Origin of the sequence: Agrobacterium sp. S7/73, assembly GCF_019355535.1 — a bacterium.
GTDB lineage: Bacteria > Pseudomonadota > Alphaproteobacteria > Rhizobiales > Rhizobiaceae > Agrobacterium > Agrobacterium tumefaciens.
In genome coordinates, this window is record NZ_CP072136.1 from 2,011,455 (window position 1) to 2,026,559 (window position 15,105).

Annotated in this window: 14 protein-coding genes; all 14 read right to left on the bottom strand. The window is 62.6% G+C overall.

Annotated features, from left to right (window positions below; all coding sequences use genetic code 11):
- Nucleotides 1-15: 15 nt before the first annotated feature.
- Nucleotides 16-1,569 (bottom strand): Do family serine endopeptidase, encoded by a 1,554-nt coding sequence (locus J5276_RS09935; protein WP_003512147.1) that lies wholly within the window; start codon nt 1,567-1,569, stop codon nt 16-18.
- A gap of 156 nt (nt 1,570-1,725) precedes the next feature.
- Nucleotides 1,726-2,190 carry a cytochrome c-type biogenesis protein CcmH gene (locus J5276_RS09940; RefSeq protein WP_025592862.1) on the bottom strand — a complete coding sequence of 155 codons (465 nt, stop codon included), beginning with the start codon at nt 2,188-2,190 and terminating at the stop codon, nt 1,726-1,728.
- A complete protein-coding gene (locus J5276_RS09945; protein ID WP_111796152.1) occupies nt 2,187-4,181 on the bottom strand; it encodes a heme lyase CcmF/NrfE family subunit in 1,995 nt (664 codons plus the stop codon). The genes J5276_RS09940 and J5276_RS09945 overlap by 4 nt, the downstream gene beginning before the upstream one ends.
- Nucleotides 4,178-4,690: a cytochrome c maturation protein CcmE gene (gene ccmE, locus J5276_RS09950; protein ID WP_003512141.1), complete on the bottom strand. Its 513-nt coding sequence runs from the start codon at nt 4,688-4,690 to the stop codon at nt 4,178-4,180. The genes J5276_RS09945 and ccmE overlap by 4 nt, the downstream gene beginning before the upstream one ends.
- Nucleotides 4,687-5,841, bottom strand: a complete 1,155-nt coding sequence (ccmI, locus tag J5276_RS09955; protein ID WP_162632940.1) for a c-type cytochrome biogenesis protein CcmI — start codon at nt 5,839-5,841, stop codon at nt 4,687-4,689. The genes ccmE and ccmI overlap by 4 nt, the downstream gene beginning before the upstream one ends.
- A gap of 143 nt (nt 5,842-5,984) precedes the next feature.
- Nucleotides 5,985-6,413: a hypothetical protein gene (locus J5276_RS09960; protein WP_112155310.1), complete on the bottom strand. Its 429-nt coding sequence runs from the start codon at nt 6,411-6,413 to the stop codon at nt 5,985-5,987.
- A 107-nt stretch (nt 6,414-6,520) separates the two neighbouring features.
- Nucleotides 6,521-7,921, bottom strand: coding sequence for a HAMP domain-containing sensor histidine kinase (locus tag J5276_RS09965; RefSeq protein ID WP_003512137.1), 1,401 nt, complete (start codon nt 7,919-7,921; stop codon nt 6,521-6,523).
- On the bottom strand, nt 7,911-8,582 hold the full coding sequence (locus tag J5276_RS09970) for a response regulator transcription factor (RefSeq protein WP_003512135.1): 672 nt from the start codon (nt 8,580-8,582) through the stop codon (nt 7,911-7,913). Before J5276_RS09970 ends, J5276_RS09965 begins: the two co-directional genes overlap by 11 nt.
- A gap of 96 nt (nt 8,583-8,678) precedes the next feature.
- Entirely contained in the window at nt 8,679-8,933 is a 255-nt protein-coding gene (locus J5276_RS09975; RefSeq protein WP_003497070.1) for a hypothetical protein, read from the bottom strand.
- A 139-nt stretch (nt 8,934-9,072) separates the two neighbouring features.
- A complete protein-coding gene (locus tag J5276_RS09980; protein WP_003512133.1) occupies nt 9,073-9,279 on the bottom strand; it encodes a hypothetical protein in 207 nt (68 codons plus the stop codon).
- Nucleotides 9,280-9,313: 34 nt separating this feature from the next.
- The gene (locus J5276_RS09985; RefSeq protein ID WP_112200504.1) at nt 9,314-13,117 is read right to left on the bottom strand and encodes a glycoside hydrolase/phage tail family protein; all 3,804 of its coding nucleotides are present in this window, start codon (nt 13,115-13,117) and stop codon (nt 9,314-9,316) included.
- Between the two features lie 17 nt (nt 13,118-13,134).
- Nucleotides 13,135-13,569, bottom strand: a complete 435-nt coding sequence (locus tag J5276_RS09990; RefSeq protein ID WP_112155269.1) for an NlpC/P60 family protein — start codon at nt 13,567-13,569, stop codon at nt 13,135-13,137.
- A complete protein-coding gene (locus J5276_RS09995; RefSeq protein WP_112178758.1) occupies nt 13,566-14,450 on the bottom strand; it encodes a DUF2163 domain-containing protein in 885 nt (294 codons plus the stop codon). The genes J5276_RS09990 and J5276_RS09995 overlap by 4 nt, the downstream gene beginning before the upstream one ends.
- Nucleotides 14,447-15,085 (bottom strand): TIGR02217 family protein, encoded by a 639-nt coding sequence (locus J5276_RS10000; RefSeq protein WP_038490375.1) that lies wholly within the window; start codon nt 15,083-15,085, stop codon nt 14,447-14,449. Before J5276_RS10000 ends, J5276_RS09995 begins: the two co-directional genes overlap by 4 nt.
- Nucleotides 15,086-15,105 lie beyond the last annotated feature (20 nt).

A 15,105-nucleotide genomic window follows, 5' to 3' on the forward strand; every position in this document is an offset into this window, starting at 1 on the left:
TCGCATCTCAGATTATCAACCCTGGTCGATATCCAGTGCGATGAAGCGGCTGCCGCTGTCCGTCTGGATCTGGAACAGCGCCTTGGAGCGTCCGTCCTTCTTCGCCTGCTCGAGAACTTTCTCGATATCGGCGGCAGAAGCCACCTGCTGGTTGTTGACGGAGGTGATCTTCTCACCCGTCTTCAGGCCACGGGCAGCGGCGTCGCTGTCCGGATCGACATCAGTGATGGCAAGGCCGTTGCCGTCGTCAGCGGGCGCAACCGTCAGGCCGAGGCTCGACAGCACCTTTGCGCTGGAAGGCTTGCTGCCACTGTCATTTTCCTGGCCCGGCGTTGCCTTGGAGGCGTCGTCGCTTGCGAGATCGCCAAGCGTCACGGTGACCGACTGCGACTTGCCGCCGCGCCAGAGCGAGATTTCAACCTTGCTGTTTGGCGTCATGCTGCCGATGCGACGCGACAGATCGCGGGCATCCTTGACCGGGTCGCCATTGACGGCAGTGATGATGTCACCCTGCTTGATGCCAGCCTTGTCGCCCGGCGAACCGGACTGCGGCGAGACGACGAGCGCGCCCTTCGCTTCGGCAAGACCAAGCGACTCGGCAATGTCCTTGCTGACGGGCTGGATCTGCACGCCGAGCCAGCCGCGTTCGACCTTGCCGTCCTTTTGCAGGTCGGCGATCACGTCCTTGGCAACGGACGACGGGATGGCGAAAGCAATACCGACATTGCCGCCGGAGGGCGAGAAGATCGCGGTGTTGATGCCGACGACTTCACCGTTGAGATTGAAGGCGGGACCACCGGAGTTGCCGCGGTTCACGGCGGCGTCGATCTGCAGGTAATCGTCATAGGGGCCGGAGCCGATATCGCGGCCACGGGCAGAAACGATGCCCGAGGTTACCGTGCCGCCGAGGCCGAAGGGGTTACCGACGGCTACGACCCAGTCACCGACGCGAATCTTGCTATCGTCGGCAAACTGCACATAGGTGAACTTGCGGTTTACATCGACCTTCAGCAGCGCCAGATCGGTACGCGGATCACGGCCAACGAGCTTGGCTTCGAGTTCGGTACCGTCATTCATCACCACCGTGTAGGCGGAGCCGTCATCGACAACGTGGTTGTTGGTGACGACATAACCGTCTTCGGAGATGAAGAAGCCGGATCCTTGAGCGACCGGGCGCAGCGGACCCTTGCCGTCACGGTGACGGTTCGGACCACGGTCGGGACGGTCCTGGTTGGGGCCGCCGAATTCCTTGAAGAAGCGCTTCAGGGGATGGTCGTCCGGCAGCTGGTCGAGACCACGGCCGCCGAAATTGAAGGAAAAGTTGCTGGAATCATCGGAAGCGGGCTGCACGTTCGACTGGACGCGAACGGAGACGACGGCGGGCGAAACCGCCTCGACCACATTGGCGAAGCTCGGAACCTGCGGCGCAGTCACCTCGACCGGAGCGGCAAAGGAATGAACGATCGGTGCGGCGATGCCTGTGGAAAGCATCAGCGCGGCAAGACCGCCAACGGTCGTTGCCTTCAGAACCGTCTTCAGCGAGGAGCGTCCGTTTTGCGAGTGAGACATGGTGTACCTTCTTTCTTCATTCAGACTGGAACCCGTTTGACCGGGGGAGAAGCGGTGGATGATGAAGATATAGGAGGCGACACCTTACAGCGAAGTGTCTGACGAATGAAAAAACCGTAATGTTGAAAAAGAACCGAGGACGGATATGAAAATCAGTTATTTTTCAATGAGATTACGAATTCTCTCTTCTTCGTCCGCGCTCAGTTTTTCCGGCCGCTCCTGGGTGGCGCGCCGACGCGAAAAAACGAGGATGGCGAATATTCCCGCAAGCGCCAGAACGATGGGCGCGCCCCACAAAAGTGCGGTACGCAGGCTGAAACGCGGTTTCAGCAGCACGAATTCGCCATAACGAGACACGACGTAGTCGACAACAGCCTGATCGCTATCGCCTGCCACCAGCCTGTCCCGCACCAGAACGCGCAGGTCCCGTGCCAGTTCGGCATTACTGTCATCGATCGACTGGTTCTGACAGACCATGCAACGCAGTTGAGACGTGAGATTGCGGGCGCGCTGTTCCAGTGCGGGGTCTTTCAGCACCTCGTCCGGGTTGAAGGCGAAGGCCGGCCATGACGTAAACATGAGAACGAGAAGGAGCGTGAGCCCCGCCACAACCTCCCTCATTCCGCCGCCTCCGGCATCGCGGCCGTTTTTGCCGGCTTCGCCTTGCGGCTCGGTGCGCCCACCCTCAACCGTCTGTCGGAGAGCGATATCAAACCGCCGGCCATCATGAACAGCGTGCCGCCCCAGATGCACAGGATGAAGGGTTTCCACCAGATGCGCACTACCATGCCGCCATCCGCCATCGGGTCACCGAGCGAGACGTAGAGCTGGCTGAGGCCGAAGGTCAAAATGCCCGCTTCCGTGGTCGGCATTCGCCGTGCGGTGTAGAGCCGTTTGGAGGACCAGACGTCGGCCACTTCCACACCCGCCTTGCGTATGGTGAAATGGCCGCGATCCTCGGTGAAATTAGGGCCGACGGCATGGCGGATGCCATCGAAGGTGAGACTGTAGCCGCCCGCCTTCGCCTCCATGCCCTGCTTCATTTCAAGAACGGTTTCGGTCTCGAAGGTGGTGACGGTGACGATGCCGAGCACGGTGATGCCAAGCCCCATATGGGCAAGTGCGGCGCCGAAGGCCGAACGCGGCAGGCCCTTCAGGCGTCGAAAAGCGATGCCGAAGGCCAGTTTGCCGAAATTGGCCCGATACCAGAGATCGGCAAGCGCCCCAAAGATCAGCCAGAAACCGGCTGCGATGCCAAGTGCGGCGAGTACCGGGCCGCCGTTCTCCACGTACCAGAGCGTCAGCCCGGCAAGGGCTGCAATGGCGGCCGCCACATAAAGCCGCTGGAAAGCGCCGAGAAGATCGCCGCGCTTCCAGGCGAGCATCGGCCCGAATGGCGTGACGATCAGGACCGGGATCATCAGGAGGCCAAAGGTGAGGTTGAAGAACGGCGCGCCGACCGAGATTTTTTCGCCTGTCAGCGTTTCGAGAATGAGCGGATAGAGCGTGCCGATCAGTACCGTTGCGGTCGAGACCGTCAGGATCAGATTGTTGAGGACCAGCGCCCCTTCGCGTGAGATCGGCGCGAACAATCCACCCACCTTCAGCGAGGGCGCCCGCCATGCGAACAGCGCGAAAGCTCCGCCAATGAAAACGGTGAGGATGCCGAGAATGAAGATGCCGCGGCTCGGATCGGTGGCGAAGGCGTGCACGGAGGTCAAGACGCCGGAGCGCACGAGGAAGGTGCCGAGCAGCGACAGCGAAAAGGTCATGATCGCCAGAAGCACGGTCCAGATTTTCAGCGCTTCGCGCTTTTCCATGACGAGTGCCGAATGCAGCAGTGCGGTGCCCGCAAGCCATGGCATGAAGGAGGCGTTTTCAACCGGATCCCAGAACCACCAGCCGCCCCAGCCGAGTTCGTAATAGGCCCAGTAAGATCCCATGGAGATACCGGCCGTCAGGAAGGTCCATGCGGCGAGCGTCCACGGCCTTACCCAGCGCGCCCAGGCCGCATCGATCCGGCCCTCCAGAAGTGCAGCGACGGCGAAGGAGAAACAGACGGAAAAGCCGACATAACCGAGATAAAGCAGCGGCGGATGTATGGCGAGGCCGAAGTCCTGAAGGATAGGGTTCAGGTCCTGCCCTTCGGCCGGCACCCGCTCCAGACGCATGAACGGATTGGAGGTGAGCAGAATGAACAGCAGGAACGCGACGGAAATCCATGCCTGCACGGACAGCACATTGGCTTTCAGCGTTTCCGGCAGGTTGCGACCAAAGACGGCAACGAGCGCGCTGAAAAATACCAGGATCAGCAGCCACAACAGCATGGAGCCCTCATGGTTGCCCCAGACGCCGGTCAACTTGTAGAGCATCGGCATCAGCGAATGGGAGTTTTCCCAGACGTTGCGCACGGAGAAATCCGAAACCGCATAGGCCCGCGTCAGCGCCGCAAAGGACAAGGCCACGAGCACGAACATCACGACGGAGCCGAGCGAGGCGATATCCATCAGCGCCCGGTCGTTGCGGCGCGCGCCGATCACCGGCAGCGTCGAGACGATCAGCCCCACGGCGAGTGCCAGAACCAGAACGTAGTGGCCGATCTCATTGATCATTTTATCGCTCCGGTCTTGTCGGCTGAAGCCCCCGCAGGAGAAGGCGCTGCGCCGGAAGGTTGCCCGCCCTCTCCGGTGTTCTGCCACAGGCCCTTGTCTTTCAGCCGGTCGGCCACTTCCTTCGGCATGTAGTTTTCGTCATGCTTGGCCAGAACGCTGTCGGCAACAAAGCCATGGGTCGCGGCATCGAAAACGCCTTCCGTCACCACGCCCTGCCCCTCGCGGAAAAGATCGGGCAGAATGCCGGTATAGCTGACGGGCACGTTTGCTTCACCGTCAGTCACTGTGAAGCTCACCGTGCGGCCCTCCCCGCGCTTGACGGAGCCTTCCGCCACCAGCCCACCAAGGCGGATGCGGGTGCCGGGATTGACCGGCGTCTTTTCCAGATCGGCCGGCATGTAGAAATAGGCTATGGACTGGCCGAAGGCGAACATGACGAGCAGCACGGCCGCGACGATGAAGCTCATGCCGCCGCCGATGATTGCGAGCCGTTTCTGTTTGCGGGTCATTGCGTCACTCCCTGCGGCATCGCGCGCCCTTGCCCGTCCATGCGAACGGGTCCGGCGGAAACTCCCAATTCCTTCGCCAGCGCCAGAAGCTGCTTACCCTCTTCGCCCTCAGGCGGGAAAACCTGCAAACCGGCTCTCAGTGCCTCGCCCGCCTTCGCTGCATTGTTCAAGACGGAATAGGCGCGCACGAGGCGCATCCAGCCTTCGAAATCACCGGGATTTTCCTTGAGCTTGGCGTCGAGGCTCGCCACCATGCCCTCGACCATCGCCTGCCGGTCGGCGGGCGTCATGTCTTTCGCCGCCGCCACGTCGCCTGCGGTCGGGCCGGGCGCTGCCTCGCCGCCGGTTCTGGCGATATGTTCCCGCACCAGCGGCAACCATGGCGCACCGGCTGGTGCATCCGCCGCCAGTGCTGCAAAGGCCGCACGTGCCTCCTGCGCCTTGCCCGCCTGCTCCAGCGACAGCGCCAGATAAAAGCGGGCGCGTGGATTGCCGGGTTTCAGCCGCTCGGCTTCGGCAAAGGCCTCACGCGCAGCCTCGATGACGATGCCGTCATTGCTCGCCACCAGTGTTTCGCCAAGTCCCGTCAGCCGTTCTGTGCTCGGCCCTTGCAGACGAAGCGCGTTGCGATAGGCAAGCTCGGCATCGCCAAGCCGCATCGTCTTGAAATAGATCGGCGCCAGGATATCCCAGCCTGCACCGTCGTCGGGGTTTTCGGCCAGGTGCCGCTCGGCCCGGGCGACCAGAAGGTTCATGTCGTTACCGGGTTGCTCCAGACGTGCATCGAGCGGCATGTCCGGCACTTCCGGACTTCCCTTCCAGATGTAAAGACAGAGGCCAAGTGCGGGCAGCAAAACGGTAATCAGGGTTACGGCGAGATTGTGCCGCAGCGGCCGGGCGCTGCTTTCAGCGTCTTGACGGGTATCGGCTGCGGCAAGCAGCCGGCGGCCGATTTCGGCGCGGGCATATTCCGCCTCCGTCTCGCCGATCAGGCCGGCGGCACGCTCGCGGTCCAGTTCGGCAAGCTGGTCGCGATAGACTGCAACCTCGCCGTCGCGGCGCGTCTGCGACACCTCGGTCTTCCGCATCAGCGGGTACATCAGGACGATGGCGACAGCCGCCGTCAATATCGCAACGACAATCCAGAACATAAGGCTCAATTACTCGAATGCACGGCACATGGAAACATGAAGCGCGGAGATGACGCGAATTTGAGACATCACGCCGCACCGCCCGGCGTCCAGCTGCACCGCTATAGCCCTTCCTGTCACTCGGAAAGGTCCATGACCTTGATTTACGTCAAAGGAGACCAGCTGCCATCGGCATTGCGACAGGCCGCACCGCGAACCCGGGTTTCCTTTTCATCGACAGTCAGCGTGTGGGAATATTGCCGGCAATTCTGGTTGCCCACCTGATAGGGCGCATTGGCAACCACCTGGCCGCTGGCATCGTCGCCGGTCCATGTCACCGGCGTACCGACCGGGGCGGTTTCCAGTGCGCGATATTCGGCCTCGAGCGCTTTGGTGCGGTCGCCCTTTTCGAGCTGCAGACCGCTTCGTCCGACAATGCCGCCCTGCATGTTGGCAAGGAACGGCGTTGAAGGTTGTGCCGAACCGCCGAACAGGCTGCCACCGGCCGAACGGGTGCCCGTGGTGGTGCAGGCGCTCAGCATCGATACGCACAGGATCGAGAGAAGTGTCGGGCGTGACACCAGCGAACGCATCGTCACGGAGCGGCAGCCATCATACACGTCAACCAAACCCTGTCCTCTTTTCCTTACCGCACCGCGCGTTATATATCGGCATTGAATTTCTTGCCTTTTTTCTTGCCTCACGCAAGCTCTTTCGAGAGGCCAGGCAAAATCAGATCGGCTTTCAGGCCACCTATCCCGCTGCGCGAGAGGGAAAAGTGGCCATGGTACTCAGACACCACTTCGGAAACGATCGACAATCCGAGGCCGGTGCCCGGACGGCTTTCGTCCAGCCGCCTGCCGCGCTTCATCGCTTCACTTATCTGCCCGGGCTCCAGCCCCGGCCCGTCATCCTCCACGATCAACTCCACCCATGAGCGCCGGCCCATTTCGGGGTCGGAGGACGGGTGAGTGCCGGTCGCAAGCGTGACGACGACTTTGGTCTGTGCAAAACGCGCGGCATTCTCGAGAAGATTGCCGACGATCTCCTCCAGATCCTGCTGTTCCATGCCCAGCACTGCCCCCGGATGCTCGAAATTCAGCTCGAACTGCTTGTCGGGGTTGAGGCGGCGCATGACGCGCACCAGCCGTTCCAGCGCCGGCTCCGCTTCCACACGGGCAAGGATCGAGCCGCGCTGGGCGGCGATGCGGGCGCGCGAAAGATAGGATTGCACCTGCGCCTGCATGGCGTCAGCCTGCGCGCGCACCAGATCGCCATGCTGCGGCTCCAGCGTGCGGGCCTCGTTCAGAAGCACGGCAATCGGCGTTTTCAGCGAATGTGCGAGATTGCCGACCTGCATGCGGGCGCGCTCGACGATGCGCCGGTTGCTGTCGATCAGCGCATTGACTTCGTTCGCCAATGGCTGGATTTCGCGCGGGAATTCGCCTTCGAGGCTTTCCGCCTCCCCGCCCCTGATCTTGCCGAGCGCCAGACGGGCCTGATCGAGCGGCCGCAGACTGTAGAGAATCGCAAGGCCATTGACGACCAGACTGCCGACACCGAAGACGGCGAGCGCCAGATAAAGGCTGTTGGAGAAATTGCGCACATCGTCTTCAACGACGTTGAGGTTGCCGGAAACGCGGAAACGCGCCGCACGGCCTTCACCATCCAGCACGACTTCCGTTTCCGCCACCCGCACCTTGTTGCCCGCCTCGTCGGTCACGGCATAAAAACGCTCGTATCTGTTATCGAAGGGAGCATCGATAATGCTCGGCACCGGCAAGGACGCGACGCCGAGCGAAGAGGAGACCAGCGGTGCCGTCTGGAAATTGCCGAGCGGCTCCACCACCCAGTACCAGCCGGTATCAGGCTGCGAGAACCGGAGATCGCCGAGCTGCGGGCTGCCGGCCAGCGTATTCTCGTTCGAAATCGTCACGGAATTAATGACGTTATAAAGCTGCGCCCGCAGAAGATCGGTGAAGCTGCGCTCCACGCCCTGCCGGTAGAGCGTCGAGATCACGACGGCAATGACCACCAGCGCCAGCGCCGACCAGGCGGAGGCGAGAAGAAGAACGCGGGCGGTAAGAGAGCTACTTCGCATCTGCCGGCGCTTGCATCCGGTAACCGAGGCCACGGATGGTCTCGATCAGATCAACCCCGAGCTTCTTGCGCAAACGTCCGACAAACACCTCGATCGTGTTGGAATCCCTGTCGAAATCCTGATCGTACATATGTTCGACCAGCTCCGTGCGCGAGACGACCTCGCCCATGTGATGCATGAGATAGGAAAGCAGGCGGAACTCATGCGAGGTGAGCTTCAGCGTCACGCCGTTGACCGTTGCCTTGGAGGATTTGGTATCGAGCTTGACCGGTCCGCAGACGAGTTCGGAGGAAGCGTGGCCAGCGGCGCGGCGGATGAGCGCACGCACGCGGGCAAGAACTTCTTCCACATGGAAGGGCTTGGTCACGTAATCGTCGGCACCGGCATCGATGCCCGCCACCTTGTCGCTCCAGCGGTCACGGGCGGTGAGAATGAGGACCGGCATGGCCTTGCCCGCCGCGCGCCATTTCTCGACGACGGTGATGCCGTCCATCTGCGGCAGGCCGATATCGAGAACGATCGCGTCATAGGGTTCGGTATCGCCGAGATAATGGCCTTCCTCGCCGTCAAATGCCTGATCGACAACATAACCGGCTTCTTTCAGCGCGTCGGTCAGCTGACGATTGAGATTGGCATCGTCCTCAACCACGAGAATACGCATTATCCGCCCTTTCCTTACGTCCCGGCCCGCGCCCGCGTCGCCGGTCATGCTAACTGTGTCGGATTGTTTTCCGATATTTCGGCGATGCGGGCAAGGCTACATCGGCACGCGCATCGTTACCTTGCGCGGGCGCTCGCCATTACCCTGGACGAGAACGGTAACTACACAGGACTGACCGTCACCGGAGGGATAGACCGAAAGAAGCTGACCACCGGTTTCGCGCACCACGCGGGCAACGGCCGCGCCGCAATCGCTTGCAGCCAGAATGTAATGGCCCTGCAAATCAGCCTCGGGCGCCGTGAAACCGGAAAGCCCGGCTGCAAGCGTCGCGATGATGAGAGGTGATGCCATTGCACAAATCTTCCAAAAAAATCGGCTGCGTCTCGAACCGTATTGTGACCGAATATGTAGCGCAAAGCGTCTGAATGGCAAATGAATGCCGCCCCCGACGCCACGACGCACGGCGGGGACGGTATGGGCGCAAGTGGCGTCAGCGGATGGCACGGGTTGCCGAAAGGCGGCCGTAAAGTGCGACGAGGCCGCCAATTCCGCCCGCAACGGTCACCAGTCCCTCCGCCAGCTCGCCGTGCAGGCCGGCGGGAAGATCAAGACCAGCGACGCTGAAAAGCGGTGCGAAAACCGCAACCAGGGCGCCCCAGATCGTGCGCGATTGATACCATGCCTTGGTACTCTCCATAATCTCGTCCTTTGCGTTGTTTTTCAGGTGGTTGTCAGAGTGGGAGAACGGCGTGCGCCGCCACTCCCAGAGGCACCGCACGGCCGAGCTGACGGACACGCACGGAAATGTGATCCCGCAAGGTCGGGAAATCTGTGAGTTCGTCCGCTTTGGGGTACAGCCAGAAGGGTTCGGAGACCTCTGCCGTGCGTCGAACGGCCTCGCGATCCAGCACCTCCACGCGGTAACGCTCGAACGGCTCTTCCAGCGGTATCTCGCTCGCGTCCCAGCCATCGTCCTCCATCCGGCCTCGGCGCACCCAGCGCAGCAAAATGCCGTCCCTGCGCCGCTCGGCCGCAAGATGCACCGGCGCAAGCGGCGTTTCAGCCCGTAAGCCACCCTCGAAGACAAAAGGACCGGCGGGGGCGCCCGCCATTCCCGCAGCCTCGGCGATCCAGTTCAGCCGCCGTCCGCGTTCGGTCGCGGCAAGACCGAGCGGCTGCACCGCCGCGTCCAGCACCACGACAGGGGCGCCCACCGGCGCGCCAATGGCCAACGCATCTTCAGTGCCGCCAAGCCCACGCAACAAAGCGGAAAGCCGCCAGCGCGCGGGCGCAATTTCCTCTGCGCGCGCGAAAGCGATGATCTCCCAAACACCGTTTGCGGCCCTCACCGCCATGCGGTTCTCGCCGTTCAGCACCGAAAGCTCCGTGGCCGAGGAAAGCTCGCCGGATGGCAGATCGATCAGGATGGTGTTTTGCCTGTCGAAACGGCCGGAGGGGCCTGATGTTAGCGGCATGGCCAACGTGCCGATCATCGCGGGCCGGTCAAGCACGGCGCGCTGCCGGTAGCCCTCCGTGCCGGCGGAGGACGAAACGACGATTGGCCGCCATGGCCGTGCAAAAACGGCAATCCGCGCCGAATTTTCAGACGCTGTGCCGTCATGGCGCGGCAGGTCGAGAAACAGCACCTCCGGGGCAAAGCCTTCCGCGCCCTTTGCCCCGCCAACACGACGCTCATCCACAGCGCCCGAAAAAGCAGCGGATGCGACGGAAAAGGCGCGCGCCTCCACCTGCCGTACAGTACCGTCCTCAATCCGGCTAACCAGGAACCTCCCTGCCGGAGCCTCCGAAAACACATTCTGCGGGAGACGGATGCAATCGCCGGGTTCCAGAGCGATATCTGCGGGCGGCAACGCAAAACGCAGCGTGCGCCGCGCCTGCCTGTTGTCACGCAACAGGGCCTCAGCTGCGACTTCCGCTGTTTCCGCCGGGAGTGCTGCGCTAAGGTCGAGCCGCATGACGCGGCTGCCGGCATTGTCGATACGGCGCGAACGCACGCTCGCCTGCTCGTAGTCCAGCGCCGGATTGAACGAGGTCAGCACGGCCTCTGCGGCGAAATCGCTGTCATGGCCGCGATTTTCCGACCACAGCGGTTCGTCGTCCAGATCGGCCAGCACGGCAGCGTCACGCACTGGCAGAACCGCCGTATTGCGAGAGCGGAAGCGCAGGGTTCCGCCGTCCTCGGCCACATCCACCTGAAACGCCGACATCAACGGCTCCAGGAGGTTGCGGGCCGAGGTCACGTCGCCCTGCACATATCCCGTCAGATCGCCACTGACGGCAGAGACGTCGAAGCCGGAAAATCCATGGTCCGTCAGGATCGCGGCGATGGTATCGGCAAGTGTGGCAGTCCCAAGCCGGCCGTTTAGCCAATGGCCGGTACGCCAGTTGGCCCCATCGCTCCAGGCCGCGCCGTTCTGCGGAAAGGCGGGGAACGGCCGCGCATCCCAGGTCCACATATAGACGCGGTTCGGATCCACCATCGCCGCATCTCCCTTCCCCCTCCAATGGTCGAGATGCGCCTCCAGAAACCGTCGCTGCTGGCTGTCGGCGCGGCTTCTGCGGGAAAAATAGGGATAAGCGTTTTCCGCCGATTTCGGATCGGGAAAGACATTCGGGCGCGTCGCACTCTTGTCCACCGCCGGGCAGCCGAGTTCGGTGAACCAGATCGGTTTCGACCCTGGCACCCATGCGGTTGGCGTCAATTTCTCTGCACCGCGCACTTGGTCAAAATGGGCATTCTGCCACCAGCTTCGCAGGTCCTTGTAGCGGAATACCCACGGCTTGCCCCTGAGACCATCAGTGATGGGCTTGCGTCGCCGCGCCGCGCGGTCGGCATCGCTGGCGTAATACCAGTCGAAACCCTCGCCCGCCGTGATGGCATAACGGAGGGCGTTAGCATCGTCCGGGCCGCTCATACCATCAGGATTGCCGTTTGCAGCATCCTCGTCGCGCCAGTCGGAAAGCGGCATGTAATTGTCGATGCCGATGGCATCGATATCAGGGCTTGCCCACAGCGGATCGAGATTGAAGAACACGTCGCCGGAACCGTCCGCCGGCTGATATCCGAAATATTCGCTCCAGTCCGCGCCATAGGTCAGTTTCGTTGCCGACCCGACAACGGCGCGCACATCCGCCGCCAGCCGCACTAGTTCCTCCACGAAAGGAAAGGCGTCGTTATGGTCGCGCAGGCTTGTCAGCCCGCGCAGCTCCGAGCCGATCAGGAAGGCATCCACCCCACCCGCCTGCGCCACCAGCGCCGCATAATGCAGCACCATGCGGCGATACCCCTCAGTGCGGTTGCAGAAGGTGGAAATCTCCGTGCGCGTGCCTGCACTGCGGTCGGGCGAACCTGCCAGGCCCGGTGCCGGAAAACAGGTGATGCGTCCGCGCCAGCCATAGGCGTCCTGCTCGCCTTTGCCGTAGGGGTCCGGCAGGCCGTTGCCGGCTGGCACATCCATCATCACGAATGGATAAAGGCAGACCTTCAGACCACGCGCCTTGAGGTCGGCTATCGCCTGCACAACGCTTTGATCATCCGGCGTGCCACCATAGGCCGGGCCGCCGCCGTGATGGCTGACGAGATGCGCTTGCCCGCGCGAAACACCGGCGACGGACCATGCTGCACTTTCCCTGTCGCGACCCGCCACTTCCACACCCGGCAGAATGCGGCATTCGCCCGCGCGCATGTCGGTGCCGAACCAGCTCACCACCAGCGCCACGCTTTGCAGATTGGGGCACAGCGCCTGCAATTCGTCGATCGCGGCCTGCCAGTCGGTCAAGGCCGTCAGGCAATTGCGGTTCATGATGCGGCTTTCACCCATGCCGGTGCGTTCCGAAACCTGCGCCGTGGCGTAACCGTGTTCCGTCGCACCGGGAATGACGGTGATGGCACGGATGGCTTTTTCCAGCCGGCCGACCGGTCGCACCGCCTCGAACTGCATCAGCGGAATGCGGTTGCCATAGCTGTCAAGCGGCAGGCGTTCGAACACCACATAGGCCAACCCGCGAAAGGCGGGTGCATTGCCTGCGCCCTGTTTTGCCTCGATCAGCGGATCCGGTAATTGCGTCTCGCTGCCGGGATAAAAGCGCATCTCGATGGCGCTCAGGTCCAGTTCCCGCCCATCGGCCCAGACGCGCCGCACCATGGCCGCCTCGCCCTCGCACAGCCCGACGGCGAGATTGGCGAAGTAGCGAAAGGTCTCGACCTTCGGGCCGCGATTGCCCTTGCCGCCGCGACGCGTCACCTCGACGCTTTCCTCAAAGCGCGTCGCCCAGATCAGCGTGCCGCCGATCCTCGCCGTGCCGTAAAGCCGGTTGATGGCCGCGCCTTCGTCCGCACCCGGAATACGCGCTGTGGAAAGCCGGGCGCCGGACACCGTCCGCCCGTTCGAAAGCAGCGCGCGGTCGACGGCATGGCCTGCCAGCGCGCCAGCCGCGCGGCCGATGATGGCACCCACGGGGCCGAAAACGCCGCCGAGTGCTGCACCCGCCGCCTGAAAGAGAATGGTCGCCATGGTCGCCTCGAAAAATGTCAGGGTTCGGGAAAACGGAAGACGCCGGCAATACGTCGCTTCCAGCCGGGCACCAGCGCCGAGCGCACCACTGCCGCCTGTTCATAGGCATGGATGAAATGCTGTGGCCCGGCGAGAATGCCGAGATGTTTCGCCGCTGCATCGGCCCGCCAGCGGAACAGCAGCAGGTCGCCCGGCATCGCCTCTTCCATATCAGGCACCGCCGAAAAATAACGTGTGGCTGCCTCCAGCAGCCGGTCCTCGCCGCCCCGCTCGGCCCAATCTGGTGCGTAGGGCGGCGGCAGTTCCGGTTCCTCGCCGTAAAGCGAGCGCCAGATGCCCCTGACAAGGCCGAGGCAATCGCAGCCAACGCCTTGCAACGACGCCTGATGCCGGTAGGGCGTGCCGATCCAGCCTTGCGCGAGCGCCAGCACTTTTTCTGAGGTACTGCTCATGGAAACAGCGCCCCGCCGTCATGGGTCTGGCCGCCGCTGGCGTAGGAATAGGCGAAATCCGCCCCCGGCAGATGCGGAAAGCCACGAAAGTTCAGGTAATTGGCGAATTTCGCCTTGCAGGTCGCAAAACTCTTGTCGCAACCGGCGATGACGGAAAAAACATCACCCGGCTGCGGCGGTTGCTCCGGAGCGAGCCAAAAGGACAGAAGCGTGCCGCCATCGCGTTTCTCGTGGCTGTCGAGATCGAAACCCTTGCCGGCAAGTTGGCCGCTCAGAAACTGCAATTTCCCACGGCTGAAGAAACCATCGGCGAAAGCGTCCAGCCCTGTCACCAGCAGGTTGCCCGCCGCGTCCGTGCCCGCAACGCTGCCGGTGCCGGTAAATCGCTTGAGATCGACGCCGCATCGCCGATCACCAAGGGCGGCATCGCAGCGCCGCCCATAGACCCTGCCCTGCGGCTGGGAAAGACGATGGGCGATGCTGCGCAGCTCGGCACGAAACGCTCCGCCCGCCCGTGTCACCTCGCCGATTTCGCGCATGTTCAGCAGCACATGCTGTTCCGGCGCCTGCCAATTGACGAGGTAGAGCGCCACCTGCGCACCATCGAAACGTCCGGCGGCCAGATCGCTTTCGGAAATCGCCTCACTGGCAAAGCCGCCCGTCACTTCGCCCGCACTCGCGCCAAGTCCGGCCTCGCTGTCGCTGTCACTCGCACCAAAGCCGCTTGCGGCCAGATAGGCGGTACCGGCGAAGGAAAGGGTCTCGTCATGGTCGGTAAAACCGATGACCTCGCCGTCCTTCAGCGTCACTTTCCAGCAATGGCAGGTGGTCGTGGCCTCTCCCGCCAGATGTTCGGCCAAAGCGGCAGGAATGGTCTTCATGGCAGGATTTCCATCAATGGAATGGAGGGAATGCGGCCCGCCTCGAAGGCGGTAAGGTTCACGTCGATGCGGTCGATTGCAAATCGCACCGGCACGTCGAATTCGAAACCGGCCCGGATTGCGGCACCGGCAGGCGGCGCCTTACCGGCGCGAAACGTCACCGTACCGGTCGCGTGGTCGACCGAAAAATCCGACAAAACGGCTTTCACCCCATCGACTGAGATGATGACCGAAGCCTCGACCGGCTTCGCCACCCGCCGGGTGAAGGAACCGCCCGCATCGGCATAGGTCTTCACCAGCTGAAAAGCCGTCGTCGTGCCGTCACCGGTGCCAATCTTCTGGTCGCTTGCAGCAGGTGTCTGGCCCGGCGGACATGATTTGAAATCCACCGGGTCGCGAAACCGAAAGCCATGGAGTTCACCGCGCCGCGCCTCGAAAAAGGACAGCACCTCGTAAAGATCGGCAACGGAGCGAATGCCCGATCCTGCGTCATAGGCGCGTCTGGCATTCTTCCAACGCTGGTTGCGGTTCTCCCGCCCATTGGAAAGGTTGACGATATCGGTTCTCCTTACCGGCCCGCCGCTTACGCCAAGCGCCAGCCTGAGCGGAAACCGCACTTCATGAAATGCCGCCATGTCGTTGTTCCTGGATTCGT